At 62.3% G+C, this 13,915-nt stretch carries 13 protein-coding genes; 5 read left to right on the top strand and 8 right to left on the bottom strand.

The features are described 5' to 3' along the window. Positions 1–8: 8 nt before the first annotated feature. The 5 genes from PT85_RS12555 to PT85_RS12535 all read right to left on the bottom strand — a co-directional run bounded on the left by PT85_RS12555 (position 9) and on the right by PT85_RS12535 (position 6,970). On the bottom strand, positions 9–2,153 hold the full coding sequence (locus PT85_RS12555) for a DEAD/DEAH box helicase (protein WP_039606829.1): 2,145 nt from the start codon (positions 2,151–2,153) through the stop codon (positions 9–11). Continuing rightward, on the bottom strand, positions 2,153–3,772 hold the full coding sequence (locus tag PT85_RS12550) for a HamA C-terminal domain-containing protein (RefSeq protein ID WP_039606828.1): 1,620 nt from the start codon (positions 3,770–3,772) through the stop codon (positions 2,153–2,155). Before PT85_RS12550 ends, PT85_RS12555 begins: the two co-directional genes overlap by 1 nt. A 378-nt stretch (positions 3,773–4,150) precedes the next feature. Further along, entirely contained in the window at positions 4,151–4,825 is a 675-nt protein-coding gene (locus PT85_RS12545; protein WP_039606827.1) for a lysoplasmalogenase, read from the bottom strand. A 115-nt stretch (positions 4,826–4,940) separates the two neighbouring features. Continuing rightward, positions 4,941–6,302, bottom strand: a complete 1,362-nt coding sequence (locus PT85_RS12540; protein ID WP_039606826.1) for a heavy metal sensor histidine kinase — start codon at positions 6,300–6,302, stop codon at positions 4,941–4,943. Continuing rightward, positions 6,299–6,970, bottom strand: a complete 672-nt coding sequence (locus PT85_RS12535; protein WP_039560338.1) for a heavy metal response regulator transcription factor — start codon at positions 6,968–6,970, stop codon at positions 6,299–6,301. The genes PT85_RS12540 and PT85_RS12535 overlap by 4 nt, the downstream gene beginning before the upstream one ends. Positions 6,971–7,118: 148 nt before the next feature. On the opposite strand from PT85_RS12535, the gene PT85_RS12530 reads away from it, so the two are divergent. Beyond that, positions 7,119–7,619, top strand: a complete 501-nt coding sequence (locus PT85_RS12530) for a GlcG/HbpS family heme-binding protein (protein ID WP_039606825.1) — start codon at positions 7,119–7,121, stop codon at positions 7,617–7,619. Between the two features lie 14 nt (positions 7,620–7,633). Then, a complete protein-coding gene (gene uraH / locus PT85_RS12525; RefSeq protein WP_039606824.1) occupies positions 7,634–8,044 on the top strand; it encodes a hydroxyisourate hydrolase in 411 nt (136 codons plus the stop codon). A 188-nt stretch (positions 8,045–8,232) separates the two neighbouring features. Here uraH and PT85_RS12520 read toward each other — a convergent pair whose 3' ends face one another. Together PT85_RS12520 and PT85_RS12515 are read right to left on the bottom strand one after the other, a co-directional pair. Next, complete coding sequence (locus PT85_RS12520; protein WP_039606823.1) at positions 8,233–8,940, bottom strand: tellurite resistance TerB family protein; 708 nt, start codon at positions 8,938–8,940, stop codon at positions 8,233–8,235. 109 nt (positions 8,941–9,049) lie between these two features. Next, positions 9,050–9,805 carry an SIR2 family NAD-dependent protein deacylase gene (locus tag PT85_RS12515; RefSeq protein WP_039607018.1) on the bottom strand — a complete coding sequence of 252 codons (756 nt, stop codon included), beginning with the start codon at positions 9,803–9,805 and terminating at the stop codon, positions 9,050–9,052. A gap of 151 nt (positions 9,806–9,956) precedes the next feature. On the opposite strand from PT85_RS12515, the gene PT85_RS12510 reads away from it, so the two are divergent. Continuing rightward, complete coding sequence (locus tag PT85_RS12510) at positions 9,957–11,147, top strand: BaiN/RdsA family NAD(P)/FAD-dependent oxidoreductase (RefSeq protein WP_039607017.1); 1,191 nt, start codon at positions 9,957–9,959, stop codon at positions 11,145–11,147. 209 nt (positions 11,148–11,356) lie between these two features. Further along, positions 11,357–12,355 carry a tRNA dihydrouridine(20/20a) synthase DusA gene (gene dusA / locus PT85_RS12505; protein WP_267958209.1) on the top strand — a complete coding sequence of 333 codons (999 nt, stop codon included), beginning with the start codon at positions 11,357–11,359 and terminating at the stop codon, positions 12,353–12,355. A gap of 99 nt (positions 12,356–12,454) precedes the next feature. Here the strand turns inward: dusA and PT85_RS12500 are convergent, their stop codons facing one another. Further along, a complete protein-coding gene (locus PT85_RS12500; RefSeq protein ID WP_027590278.1) occupies positions 12,455–12,742 on the bottom strand; it encodes a hypothetical protein in 288 nt (95 codons plus the stop codon). Positions 12,743–12,939: 197 nt separating this feature from the next. Between PT85_RS12500 and tal the strand changes: the two genes are divergently transcribed. Beyond that, positions 12,940–13,860, top strand: coding sequence for a transaldolase (gene tal / locus PT85_RS12495; protein ID WP_039606821.1), 921 nt, complete (start codon positions 12,940–12,942; stop codon positions 13,858–13,860). Positions 13,861–13,915 lie beyond the last annotated feature (55 nt).

Genomic DNA, 13,915 nt, shown 5'->3' with positions numbered 1-13,915 from the left:
TGGGTGACTCACATATCCTCTATCGCCCACTTGACGATGCTTTTCTCAAACCGACTCAGGTGTGAGTATTCCAGTCGTGGTGCCCATTGCTTGAGCTTTACCATTAGCTGGGTCATGCCCTCGGCGGGCAGTATGGCGCTTTTGAACTTCGTCGAAATCTGCGTGGGAATCCCGTACTCGTCCAGCGCAGTGAGAAGAGGGTCGTTGAACAGGTTTTCAAGCTGCTCAGCCAAGAAGCCGAAATCACCCGGTTCAATACCTATTCGGGTGAAAACGTCAGCTTGAATTTTACTCAATGCCATGATGTCGCGTGGAAGGCGGTACGAGATCACGTTCCGAATAAACTTCAGTCGCTGGCCAATCGACTCGCTTGGAGTGCGATCTGTGGGGTCTTCATCAATGGCTTGTTGGAGGTAGACCTGGAAATCCTTCTGTGCCCTGAGCGCATTGATGTGCCACGCCAGTTGCAGTCCGGAGTGGATATTGAATTCCTGCAGTTTGTGTGGGAGGTGATCGTAGATGAGGGTGCAGAGGTATTCGAGCTGCTTCTGCTCAGGATTTCCTTTCCAGGTCAGCCATATGTGGCTGATTGCGAGCTCGCGACGAATCCTGTCAGCCACTTCAATTTGACGGTCTACCGGGATATGCCGGTTCTCGATCAGCGTTGAGGAGGACAGTTGCGGTGTTGAATAGACGACTTCCAAACGCTGCCTGGATTGGTCGGTCAAGTACTCTGGTTCCAGCTTCATCAACAGTCCAATGGGGGAGGTGCTGTCCTGCAAACCGATCGGGTACTCGACGGTGAGGTTTTCCTCCTCGGGCGGCTCCTCCAGCATGAACACCTTGCCAATGAAATACTGGTTCATACGACCAGCACGCCCGGAAATGTTCTTAAAGGTGAAGAAGTCAAAGGTGTTCTTGTTGATTCGCCGATCGTAGATGATGACGTTCTCAGCCGAGGTGTTAACGCCTTCGATCATCGTGGACGTGCAGATGATGTAGCGGATGGTTCTCTCGTTGAACAGCTTCACGAAGTACTGTTGAATCGCTCGGGGTACGCCGCCGTGGTGAATGCCGATTCCCAGAGAAATGGCTTTGGCCACATTCCAGTCAGGATGGTAGTTGCTGGAAATCCAGTCCGACACGTCCTTGGTCTCGGGAAGCAAAGGGAAATTACCTCTATCAATCAAAAGCTGTGCGACCCGGTTCGCGCTCGCAGGCGACTGGCAGTAGATCAGCGTAGGGGAGGTGAGTTGCTCGCACAGCTCCAGCAGCTTTTCCTTGCGCTCGTCACCACGGGTGCGCAGGTTAAAGTAGGTCACGTCCACTGCCACCGTCGAGAAGTTCGAGGGGATAAAATTGTATTCATACCCATCCAGACCTTGGATGTTATGGATGTGCGGGCCCAGCAGATAAAACTGGGCACCTAGGTTCGCTAGTTTGTGAAAGGCGAGGCTGAGGTCAACGGAGCGGTTCTTTTCTTCAGAGTCACTGGCAAGATCAAGCTTGTAGAACTCGTCGATGACGAAGAAATCGACGTCGTCCAAATCATCGCGCTGCAGCACCCGCTCCTGAGTCAGGAGGTAGACGTTGATGAGGCCAGTCTTCGCCTCCTGGCTCGGGTGAGTGATGACATTGCAAACCGATCGGAAGCGCTTCACCAGCCGGCGACGCGTTTCGTCAATCAGCGCGATGGTTGGTACGATCACCACCACTTTGCGGAATTTGCCTTGCGCCAGCACCGCATCAATGACAAGGCTCTTGCCGACACTTGTCGACGCGCTGAGCACGACGTTGCGCCCTTGCATAAGTAGGTGAAACACATTTGCCTGAAGCCGGTGGAAGACCAGGCCTTTCTCCACGCCCTCGACCCGGTGGATTTCATAGGCTAGGCGGTCTGCGTCGGACACCTGCTCGACGTGCTCTGTGATGTAGGGGAACAGACCAACAGTGCGTACCAGGCTGAGTAAAAGCGACTGTTCTATTTCGTCCAAGAACGCGAATTTATCTAGGAGACGGATCACCAGGTCGCGTCCCTCCCACTCAGGTTTCCCCCTGTTCACGATCTGGGTCACGCCTGCAAGAAGTCCAGTCTTGTCGCTGTCTTTGCCGCCGAGCGATTCCAGCTGCTGTTTGATGATCTCGTATTTCATTAGCTAGCAGCCCTGCACAGGGAGTTGAATTTCTGGACAAGCTGCCGAATGCTTTCCATTGGTACCAGAAACACGACCACCCGAACCTGTTGGATCTTCGAAGGCAAGGTGCTGAGCAAGGTCTTGTAATGCTGCGTCACTTCAGTTTTCAGGTTCGCCGCGTAGTCAGCGAGAAAGCCGCCGGCCAACACTTCACTGTCGTATGCCAACAGGACTGGAAAGCAAAGCACCTTCAGCATGTCCTGGGTCGGTGCATTCTTGTGTAGCGCCTTGTTGAACGCCTCGGCGTTGGGCCGATGATGTTGAGGCTCGCGCAGGGTCACGATGATCTCGCGCTCTTCGGTCAACGCGGCTCTGGAAATCGTCGCGTCCAACACATTGCAAATATCTTTCAGCGTCTGATCCATCGTGCCGGTATAGATCATTCGCGATATTCCCAGCCAAAGCTGGTCTGCCTCACCCTCGGATTGGACTACGTGGGCGTTGCCGAACTCGGAAAGTTTGCCGTTGACGGTGTAAAACGCTTTGCATGCGATCGGCTCGCTATTTTCTCGGTGACGCAGGATGGCGTGGAGAATCAGCTCGGCGATCAAGCGGTCGCGAGAGCCAGGCGTTTGATCCAGCATGCTGATGGATTTCGCGAGCGCACTGGAGAGCTGGTGTATCTGGAAATTGGCAATCTCGCTAGCACGTAAGCAAAATTCGGGAAGCCATTGCACCAGGTGCTCCGCAAACTGATCGCTGCGCCACTCCTCAAAATCGTACTCCACGTCGAAGCCAGAAATGGAGCGAAGCAGCCCCGTCTCGGTGGCTGTATGAAACTCCACGAGAAACGGATCAGGTTTTGATTTGTAAGGTTTCGCGAAGGTGTTGGCTTGCTTGGACGCCGAGTCCAGCAGCGCTTTCAGTCGGGCCAATGCATCGGCACGCGGGATGATTTTGTCCTGCGGTGCTATTTTGACATCGGCAGTTGCTGCGTCATCTGCCCAGCCGAGAAAATCCGCGTAGATTTCTTTCAACTGGCGGTGGGAGGGGTTCTCCCCATAAAACTCAATCAATTCGGAAAGCAGGCGCAGGTTAATAGATTCCAGAGCGTTGACCTTGCCACATACCTGCCAAACGAAGTGGTCGGCCCAGTACGACAGGTTCCGACCCATGGCCGAAATCGACTTGGGAAAACGCTTGGCCAGCTTGATGCCCTGAGCCGTTGCCCCGTCCGGGGTGACACGCTTGTGCAGCTCCTCGGTGAAGTCCTCCAGTACCTTCGCGACATCACGTTTGGAGACGATCCGAAAACAGGCTGGCCCCGGCCTTACGTCGCATTTGAGCGACTTTTGGATCAGAGAGCTATCGGGTTTCCTGTTCTCCAGTTGGGTGCATTCCTTCAGGTTCCACTTCCCATCCTTTTCGGTGGTTTTGACTTGGATGTATTCATTCATAGTGCTACCTGCTGACTGCTTCACCGCGACGATGTCGTCGGCTGTCTCGCATTCGATCTGCACGTAGCTGCTGTCGGCCAGCATTTTCAATATGAAGCTAACGGCAACGTGATCCTGGTATTTGAACCCTTGCCGAGCCGCTGGCCCACCTTTGTTTGATGGACGGGGAGTAGTAACCATGACTTCCTTGTACCTGTGAAAATGACTGATGCAGGTCGTTCCCATGTTGCTCAGGCTGCGAGGTGCATCACTAGATAGCGTAAAGCTACCATCATCAACATTTGTGCGACCACATTATTGGATCAACATCTACGTGCCTAACCCTTGAACCAGGGCGGGCCGGAAGGCCCTCTCACTGTATCGGCGGTGCTTCTATGGCAACGCTTCTGCTCGGCTTCTTCCACTAGCTGCAGTTGAGCAAACTCAGTAGGAAGCAGCCTGCAATGGCTGCTTTTGGCCGGTTGCTGCCTCTCGTGACCGGCCGCTCTGGGTCGAAAGCAGCCTTAGAAGCCACTTGTCAGGGCAGCGCCCTCCCCCGCCAGCACGCGCCTAGCCAAGTCACAAACCAGCCCTAACCGCAGGCAACTCCCCAAGTCGCCCCTTCCCTTTCACCACTCCCACCGCAATCAACACCTGCCCCGCAAAGTAACAACTCACAATCACCGGAACTGCATACGCGAACGGCTGCGCAAACTTGTTGACCCCGATCAGCGAATCGGCAATCACGAACAGCATCGCACCCAGCCATAGCAGCCCCGGTTTGTCTTCCACCCGGCAGGCCATCAGGGCCATGGCGTAGAGGCACAGCAGGTAGATGGCGACAGGCAGCTGGTAAGCCCCGGCGGCGGGCACCAGCCATAGGGCGAGCAACAAGCAATAGAGCGTGACGGGCAGCATGCGCCAGCGCAGCCAGGGTTTGCCTTTGGCCAGCAGGGCGAAGCCGGCGACGAAGGCTAGTTGGTTGACCAGAAAGGCGCCCAGCGCCTGGATGAAGAGTCCGTCCCGGTCGCCGTAGTCGAGGAAGAAGTCGCCAGCCGCTGCGGCAACAAAGCCCGCCCCCAGAAAGAAACCCGTCTTGCCGGGATGGGCGCGCCAAGCGAGCACGGCGAAGATCAGCATGGGGATGGGTTTGAGCAGCCAGCTGAGGGGGTAGGGTTTGAAGGGCAGCAGGACGAGGTAGATCAGCCCCAGTGCAACGGCCACGGCAAAACTGCGGCGCTCGAAGGCGGACATGATGACTCCGGTGTTGTTCTTGTTGTGGGCGCAGACTCTCGTGTCGTGCGCAGCCCGTCAAGACAACCGCCGGCAGCTCCGGCCTGGCGAACCGGCGTTGCCGGCTCGGCCACCCTCAACCCGCCGGAAAGATCAGGCTGAACCGTGTCCCGTCCGTATCACTGCGCACCTCTACCCGCCCGCCATGGGCCTGCATGATGGAGCGCACGATGGCCAGGCCCAGGCCGCCGGAGTCGCCGGGCTGGTTGCGCGAGGGGTCGCAGCGGTAGAAGCGCTCGAACAGGTGCGGCAGGTGCTGGGGTGCAATCGGCTCGCCCTGGTTGTCGACGTGCAGGGTTAGCGCGCCGTTCTCACGGCTGCTGCTGATGACCACCGGCGTGTCGGCGGCCGCGTAGCGCAGGGCGTTGGCGATGAGGTTGGCCAGGGCGCGGCGCACCAGTTGCGGGTCGGCATGCAGTTCGCCGGCGGCCTGGTTGATCAGTTGGATGCCGCGCTCCTCGCCCATGCCTTCGAAGTAGTCGCACAGTTGCGCGACCAGCAGCTGCAGGTCGATGGCCTCGCGCTGCAGCCCCCCCTTGGACTGCTCGGTGCGCGCGAGGAACAGCATGCTGTCGATCATCCGCGCCAGGCGTTCGTATTCCTCCTGATTGGATGCCAGCAGGTTCTGGTATTCCTCCGCCGAGCGCACGCGGCCCAGCGCCTGCTGGGTCTGCCCCATGAGGTTGCTGAGTGGCGTGCGCATTTCATGGGCGAGGTCTTCGGAGAAGCGCGACAGCTGGGCGAAACCGGCTTCCAGGCGCGACAGCATCTGGTTGAGCGCCTGGCTGAGGGCGCTCAGTTCGCTCAGTTCCCTGAATTCGTCCAGCCGCAGGTGCAGATGCTGCACATCGATGGCGGCGGCGCGCGCGGCCAGCTGGCGCACCGGGCGCAGGCCGCGCTGGCTGACCAGCCAGCCCAGCACGAAGGCCAGCGCGGCGCCAAAGGACAGGGCGATCCACAGCTTGAGGCGATAGGCGCCGAGCATGTTTTCACGCTCGCTCAGCCGCTTGCCGGCGATCATGGTCAGGCGACGATCGCCACGGGTCACATCCAGCCAGGCCACGCGCAGCTCGCTGTCCGGCACGTCGCCCAGGCGCGCCTCCGGTGCCGGCGGCAGCGCCGGCACCGGCACGCCGGTGGGGTTGATGCCGATCAGCAGCTCGCCGCGGGCATTGATGATCCACAGCAGGTTGTCACGATTGCCCAGCATGTTCTCGTAGAGATGCGGCTGGCTGCGCAGCGCCTCGATGCTGTCGCTGTCGTCGATCAGCGCGTGCATGCGCTGCAGGCGGCCGAGCAGCGCCTGGTCGTCGCGCCAGGCCACTTCGCGCTGCAGGGACTGGTAGAGGTAGAAGCCGATCACGCCCAGCAGCAGCACGCTGGCCAGGGCGAACATCAGCGCCAGGCGCAGGCTCAGGGAGCGGGGCCACAGCGTCATACCGGTACGTCCAGCATGTAGCCGATGCCCCGCACCGTGTGAATCAGCTTGAGCGGATAGGGGTCGTCGACCTTGGCGCGCAGGCGGCGGATGGCCACGTCCACCACGTTGGTGTCGCTGTCGAAGTTCATATGCCAGACATGCGAGGCGATCTGCGCCCGCGACAGCACCTCGCCCTCGCGGCTGAGCAACAGGTGCAGCAGCGCGAATTCCTTGTTGGTGAGCAGGATGCGCTCGCCGTTGCGGGTGACCTTGCGGCGCAGGACATCCATGTGCAGGTCGGCGGCCTGGAACTGGTCGAGCTCGCGGGGCGGTCCGCGACGCAGCAGGGAACGCACCCGCGCCAGCAGTTCGGTGTAGGAGAACGGCTTGATCAGGTAATCATCGGCGCCCAGCTCCAGGCCCTTCACCCGGTCTTCCACGGCATCGCGCGCGGTGAGGAACAGCACCGGGGTCTGCTGCTTGCGGCGGATGATCTGCAGCAACTGCCAGCCATCCAGGCCGGGCAGCATGACATCGAGAATGATCAGGTCGAACTCGAATTCCTGGGCCAGGTGCTGGCCGTCCAGGCCATTGAGCGCCACGTCCACGTGGTAGCCGGACTCGCTCAGCCCCTTGCGCAGGTAATCCGCGGTCTTTACCTCGTCTTCCACCACCAGAATACGCATCGTCACCCTCCTGCTCAGGCGCGCAGCCTAAACAGATCCGCGCCGCAGGCCCATTACAAATCCGTAATTGGCGCGCAATGCGTCTGTGCGCAGGACCTGGGCACCATGGCCGGCATCTGCTCAACCGAGCCTTAACCGGGAGACCCGCATGTTGATTCGTAGTGCCACCCTGTCACTGATTGCCCTGGCCGTGGGCTCGACCGCCGCCTGGGCCGCCCCCAAGGACATCGCGCAGCGCCCCGATGTCACCCTGGCGCTGGCCAATGCCCTGCTGACCGAAACCCTGGCCGTCTGCAAGGCCGAAGGCCGCAATGCCGTGGCAGCGGTGGTCGACCGCGGCGGCAACCTGGTTGCCGTGCAGCGGGCTGACAACGTCGGCCCGCACAACACCCTCGCCGCGCAGCGCAAGGCCTACACCGCGCTGTCGACCAAGACGCCGACCCGGATGCTGGCCGAGGGCGCGCGCAAGAACCCGGACGCCGCCAACCTCAACACCCTCGACGAGCTTCTGCTGCTGGGCGGCGGTGTGCCGCTGAAAGTGGGCAACGACGTGATCGGCGCCATCGGTGTGGCCGGCGCCGGCGGTGCGGACATGGATGAGGCCTGTGCCAACAAGGCCATCTCGAAAGTACTGACCCAAACCCTCTGATCTGGAGTTACCCGATGAATATGCTGAAAACCCTGTGTGCCGGTGCCGTCCTGAGCAGCCTGACCAGCGTCGCGCTGGCCGCCGGCAACCCGCTGAGCGTGCACGTACTGAACCTGGAGAACGGCCTGCCGTCGCCTGACGTGAACGTGACCCTGGAAAAGCAGGACGGCAAGAACTGGAAGCTGCTCAACCAGGGCGACACCAACGAACAGGGCCGCATTCCCGCCCTGTTCCCGGAAGGCAAGTCGCTGGAAAAAGGCACCTACCGCGTTACCTTCAAGACCGGCGAGTGGTTCAAGGAGCACAAGACCGCCACCTTCTTCCCGGAAGTCCCGGTGATCTTCGAAGTGGACGGCACCGTGCCCCATTACCACATTCCGCTGCTGCTGAGCCCCTACGGTTTCTCCACCTACCGGGGCAACTGATTCGCGGCGGCTGAACTCCGAGCCGCGGCGTAGCGGGTGTCAACAGGCCGGGTCGTCCCCCCCGAACTGTGCCCGGTGACACCCATCCCAGCGAGGCATTCCGGCGAGTCCATGGGTAGCCCCCCTGCCCCGACTCATCACTGGAATGCCTCCATCTCATTTCGTCAGACTGCGCGCAGGCGCTCGTATCAGGCCTGGCGAACCTGCCGTTCCAGCTCGGCCTTGAGGGCCGGATCAAGCCGCAGTTGCTTGGCCAGCTCGTCGAGGTAGGCGCGCTCCATGAAATGCTCCTCGTCCACCATCAGGATGCTGGCCAGGTACATTTCGCTGGCCATTTCCGGCGTGCCGGCGGCACGCGCCACGTCGGCCGGGTCGAGCGGTTTGTTCAGCTCGGCGTGCAGCCAGCGTTGCAGGTCGGGGTCGTTGTCGAGCTTCTGGAATTCGCCTTCGATCAGCGCCGTCTCGCGTGCGTCCACATGCCCGTCGGCCTTGGCCGCCGCCACCAGGGCCTTGAGGATTGCCTGGCTGTGCTGTTCCACCTGGGCCGGCGGCAGCCGGTCGAGGGTCTGCGGCTCGCCCTGCTGCACACCGCCCTGCTGGGCCTGCCAGTTGCCGTAGGCCTTGTAGGCCAGCACACCGAGAGCAGCGAGACCGCCATAGGTCAGGGCCTTGCCACCGAGCTTGCGTGCTGTTTTGTTGCCCAGCAGCAGGGCCATAGCCCCGCCAGCCAGCGCGCCGCCGCCGGCGCCGGAAAGCAATCCGCCCAGGCCGTTGTTTGCGCCCGTGCTACCGGATAGCCCACCGATTCCCGGTTTGCCGGTGAGGCTACCGCCCTGCTTCTGCAGGAGTTCCTGACCGGATTTGAGCAACTGGTCGAGTAAGCCTCGGGTGTTCATCGCGCGTCCTCCAGAGAAAATGGCAGTCAGAGTAAAGCCTGACCGGCACCCCGGCGTGGCGCATTTGCGTCCGGATATTGCGTTCTAGCGGCTGCTTGCGAATGGCGATTCAGCGGGCATCCAACTGGCCCAGCAGCTCGGGCAGCACCACACCCGCCGCGCCGGCCAGGGAGAATTCCCGCGCACCGCCCTGACCGGAGGGCTGCGGGTTAATGTGCGCGACGGTCGCGCCGGACTGCAGCGCCAGCTGCGGAATCGACGCCGCCGGCTGCACCACGCCGGAGGTGCCGATCGACAGCAGCACATCGCATTCTCCGGCCGCCTTGAAGGCAGCCCGCAAGGCGGCCTCCGGCAGCGCCTCGCCAAACCAGACCACGCCGGGTCGCACCTTGCCGTTGCAGCGCTGGCAGCGCGGCGGCTCCAGACAGCGGCCCTCGGCGGGCTCCTCAGGTACTTCGCTGATTGCATGCGGGCGGCCGCAGGCAAAGCAGCGCGGCGCATGCAGGCTGCCGTGCAGGTGGATGACGTCGCGACTGCCGGCGCGCTCGTGCAGGTCGTCGACGTTCTGGGTGATCAGGGTGAGCTTCTCCACTCGCTCGGCCAGCGCGGCGATGGCGCGGTGCGCCGGGTTGGGCTGGGCCTGCAGCACCTTCATGCGCCGCCATTCGTACCAGCCCCAGACCAGCGCCGGATCACGCCGGAAGGCCGAAGGCGTGGCCAGCTCGGCGGGATCGAAGCGTTCCCACAGGCCGCTCAGGGCATCGCGGAAGGTGGGAATGCCGCTCTCGGCGGACACCCCGGCGCCGGTGAACACCACCAGGTGGCGGGCCTTGCGCAGGGCGGTGGAAAGCGCATCAGGGATCAGCATGTCAGGCTCCGGACGGCCAACGGATCGCCGGGATTATCCATGGAGCGCGCGGCCTGTGTCTCACCGGTCAGGACGCGGCGTGGCGCCGGTGCCGCGTGGCATAATGCGCGCCGCTTGTTTGGCAGGTCATTTCAGTAGGGCAACGATGCTGCAGAAGTTCGAAGTTATTGTCATCGGTGCCGGAGCGGCCGGTCTGATGTGCGCGGCCAATGCGGCGGCGCGTGGGCGCCAGGTGCTGGTGCTGGACCACGCCAACAAGGCCGGCAAGAAGATCCTCATGTCGGGCGGTGGGCGGTGCAACTTCACCAACTACTTTGTCGCGCCTGACAAATACCTCAGCCATAACCCGCACTTCTGCAAGTCGGCATTGAAGCGTTACACCCAGTGGGACTTCATCGCCCTGGTTGAACGCTACGGCATTGCCTACCACGAGAAGAAAGACGGCCAGCTGTTCTGCGACCACAAGGCCTCCGACATCCTCAACATGCTGCTGAGCGAATGCGAGCAGTACGGCGTGCAGATTCGCCTGGACACCGAGGTGACCCGCATCGCTGCCAGTAGCACGGAAGGCTGCCGTTTCGAGTTACGCGCCGCGGGCCAGCAGCTGGGCTGTGAATCGCTGGTGATTGCTACGGGCGGGCCCTCCATTCCGACCCTGGGCGCCAGCGGCTTTGGTTATGAGGTTGCACGCCAGTTCGGGCTGCCGGTGCATCCCACTCGCGCCGGCCTGGTGCCGTTCACCATCACCGATCAGCACAAGGCGCTGTGTAGCGAATTGAGCGGCACGGCATTGCGGGTGGACGTCAGCGTGCCGGGCAAGAGCTTTAGCGACGACATGCTGTTCACCCATCGCGGCTTGAGCGGTCCGGCGATGTTGCAGATCTCGTCGTATTGGGAAGAAGGCGATGCGCTGACCATCAACCTGCTGCCCGACCAGGATCTGGCCCAGAGCCTGCGCCAGGCGCAGCATCAGCGGCCCAAGGTGCTGCTGCGCAACTGGCTGGCGGAGCTGACGACGCAGAAATTCGCCGAACATTGGCTGGCGTCGACGCCATGGGCCAATCACACCCTGGCGCAACTGAACGGCGCGGACATGGATGCCTTTGCCCAGGGCCTGCACGAGTGGGTGGTCAAGCCGTCCGGCACGGAAGGCTATCGCACCGCCGAGGTAGCCCTGGGCGGGGTGGATACCGATGTGTTGTCGTCCAAGTCGATGGAGTGCAAGACGCTGCCGGGGCTGTTCTTCATTGGCGAAGTGGTCGACGTGACCGGCCATCTGGGGGGCTTCAACTTCCAGTGGGCGTGGTCCAGCGCGGTGGCGGCGGCGGAGTTTGTCTGAGGGAGCGCGAAGCTTTTCGTGCGGGCCGACGCTAAAAGCTCGCGAATGAATTCGCTTCTACAGGTAATGCGCCGCCGCCATTTTGCAGCTGCCCGCGCTGGAAGCCATTGAACTGAACGCGGACTCGAACCGCGTTCGCCCCTGTATACTGCGCGCCCTTCGGCGCCTTGGCGCCCGTCGTTTTCCTTTTTCAGTGTCAGTGCGGTCGTATCGTGGAAAGAACCCCAGCCTCCCAGCAGCCCTTGAGCCGTCGTTTCTCCATCGCCCCGATGATGGACTGGACTGATCGCCATTTCCGGTTCCTGGCCCGCCAGCTCTCGCGTCACACCCTGCTCTACACGGAGATGGTGACCACCGGCGCCCTGCTGAATGGCGATGCCCAGCGCTTCCTGCGCTATGACGAGTGCGAGCATCCATTGGCCCTGCAGCTGGGCGGCAGCAACCCGGCGGAGCTGGCGGCGTGCGCGAAGATGGCGGAAGCGGCGGGCTACGACGAGGTGAACCTGAATGTGGGCTGCCCGAGCGACCGGGTGCAGAACAACCTGATCGGCGCCTGCCTGATGGCGCATCCGGCGCTGGTGGCCGAGTGCGTGAAGGCCATGCAGGACGCCGTATCGATTCCGGTGACGGTCAAGCACCGTATCGGCATCAATGGCCGGGACAGCTACGCCGAGCTGTGCGATTTCGTCGGCCAGGTCAGCGAGGCCGGTTGCCGCAGCTTCACCGTGCATGCGCGCATCGCCATTCTCGAGGGCCTGTCGCCCAAGGAGAACCGCGAGGTGCCGCCGCTGCGTTATGACGTGGCCGCGCACTTGAAGCGGGACTTCCCCGATCTGGAGCTGGTGCTCAACGGCGGCATCAAGACGCTGGAGGCCTGCGAGGAGCACCTGCAGGTGTTCGACGGGGTGATGCTCGGCCGCGAGGCGTATCACAACGCCTACCTGCTGGCCGAGGTGGATCAGCGCCTGTTCGGCAGCACGGCGCCGGTGATCAGTCGCAGCGAGGCGCTGGCGCGCCTGCGCCCCTACATCGAGCGGCATCTGGCCGAGGGCGGCGTGATGCACCATGTGACCCGTCATACGCTGGGTCTGGCCCAGGGTTTCCCCGGGGCGCGGCGTTTCCGGCAATTGCTGTCGGTGGACGTGCAAAAGACCGACGATCCATTGGGGCTGCTGGATCAGGCCATCGAAGTGCTGGCCGGACGGTAAACCCCGCCGCTGTGCGTAGGGTGGTCAGCGTTGTACCGGCCGCCATTCGATGTTGGCATCTCGGTGGCCGATAACGACGTCAACCACCCTACGCGCACGTTACAGACCCAGTTCGTCCAGCGCCTCGTCGGCCTGGTCGAGAGCCAGCTCCGTGCTGTCGATCAGGTTGGAAACCTCTTCCACCGATGCCTCGCCAAGATCGACGGCCTTCAGCGCCGCCAGCAGCTCGTTCATGCGCTGGATGACGGCGGCGGCGCGATCGCGGTCTTCCTCGGCATGCTCCTCCTCGTCCGGCTGACGGAGATAGTTCTCGGCGTGACCCTTGGTTTCCTCGGCCGACTCGATCAGTTCGGCAATTTCGTTGCGGATGTCGTCCACCAGCGCCATGGGTTGTTCCCCGTTATTGAATAAGCCTTGATTAATGCGGGCGGCGGCGCAGGAATCAAGGGCAGCGATGCAAAATGCCTGCTATCCATTGACCCGCGTCCTGGCGCGTCCCCGGGCCTCTGTTATTCTCCTGTGATTTTCCGTGCGGCGACCGCCGCGTCAGGGACGACGTTTCTTCAAGTCATCGCAGGTGCCCCATGCCTTCCAAGCTGGACCAGTTGAAAGCCTTCACCACCGTGGTTGCCGATACCGGCGACCTGGATGCCATCGCTCGCCTCAAGCCGGTGGATGCCACCACCAATCCGTCACTGCTGCTCAAGGCGGCCGCCCTGCCCCGCTATGCCGATCTGCTGCAGAACGCCACGCGGGCCGCTGGCGGCGACACCGGCCTGGCCTGCGACCATTTCGCCGTCGCGGTAGGCGGGGAGATCCTCAAGGTCATACCCGGGCGCATCTCCACCGAGGTGGATGCCCGCCTGTCCTTCGACAGCGAAGCCACCCAGCGCCGCGCCGAGCGCCTGATCGATCTCTACGATCGGGCCGGCATCGGCCGCGAGCGGGTGCTGATCAAGGTCGCCGCCACTTGGGAAGGCATCCGCGCCGCCGAACGCCTGGAACAGGCCGGCATCCAGACCAACCTGACCCTGCTGTTTTCCTTCGCCCAGGCGGCAGCCTGCGCCGATGCGGGCGTGTACCTGATCTCCCCCTTCGTGGGGCGCATCTACGACTGGTACAAGAAGGCCGAGGGCCGCGATTACGTGGGCGCGGAAGATCCGGGCGTGCGCTCGGTGACGCGCATCTACGACTACTACAAGGCCAACGGCTACTCGACGGTGGTGATGGGCGCCAGCTTCCGCAACCTGGGGCAGATCGAGGCGCTGGCCGGCTGCGACCGCCTGACCATCAGCCCGGAGCTGCTGCAGAAGCTGTCCGAGGATGAAAGCCCGCTGCAGCGCCAGCTACAACCGGGCGCCGCCGGTGAACCCCGTCAGGTGCTGGATGAAAGCGCGTTCCGCTGGGCGCTGAACGAAGATGCCATGGCCACCGAGAAGCTGGCCGAGGGCATTCGCCTGTTTGCGCGGGATCAGGAGAAGCTGGAAGCCCTGTTGCGCGGCTGAGGCCTGGGGTTTCGTAGGGTGGTCAAGGCGCAGCCTTGGCCACCCTTGAGGAGCG

This window comes from Pseudomonas flexibilis, assembly GCF_000806415.1.
Classification (GTDB): Bacteria; Pseudomonadota; Gammaproteobacteria; order Pseudomonadales; family Pseudomonadaceae; genus Serpens; species Serpens flexibilis.
This window is presented reverse-complemented; position numbering and strand designations above follow the sequence as displayed.

Excerpts from the sequence above, each read along its gene's own strand:
- PT85_RS12540 (WP_039606826.1), bottom strand. The coding sequence starts at position 6,302 with ATGACGCTGTGGCCCCGCTCCCTGAGCCTGCGCCTGGCGCTGATGTTC.
- PT85_RS12500 (WP_027590278.1), bottom strand. The coding sequence starts at position 12,742 with ATGGCGCTGGTGGACGACATCCGCAACGAAATTGCCGAACTGATCGAG.
- PT85_RS12545 (WP_039606827.1), bottom strand. The coding sequence starts at position 4,825 with ATGTCCGCCTTCGAGCGCCGCAGTTTTGCCGTGGCCGTTGCACTGGGG.
- uraH (WP_039606824.1), top strand. The coding sequence starts at position 7,634 with ATGAATATGCTGAAAACCCTGTGTGCCGGTGCCGTCCTGAGCAGCCTG.
- PT85_RS12535 (WP_039560338.1), bottom strand. The coding sequence starts at position 6,970 with ATGCGTATTCTGGTGGTGGAAGACGAGGTAAAGACCGCGGATTACCTG.
- tal (WP_039606821.1), top strand. The coding sequence starts at position 12,940 with ATGCCTTCCAAGCTGGACCAGTTGAAAGCCTTCACCACCGTGGTTGCC.
- PT85_RS12520 (WP_039606823.1), bottom strand. The coding sequence starts at position 8,940 with ATGAACACCCGAGGCTTACTCGACCAGTTGCTCAAATCCGGTCAGGAA.
- PT85_RS12550 (WP_039606828.1), bottom strand. The coding sequence starts at position 3,772 with ATGGTTACTACTCCCCGTCCATCAAACAAAGGTGGGCCAGCGGCTCGG.
- PT85_RS12530 (WP_039606825.1), top strand. The coding sequence starts at position 7,119 with ATGTTGATTCGTAGTGCCACCCTGTCACTGATTGCCCTGGCCGTGGGC.
- PT85_RS12555 (WP_039606829.1), bottom strand. The coding sequence starts at position 2,153 with ATGAAATACGAGATCATCAAACAGCAGCTGGAATCGCTCGGCGGCAAA.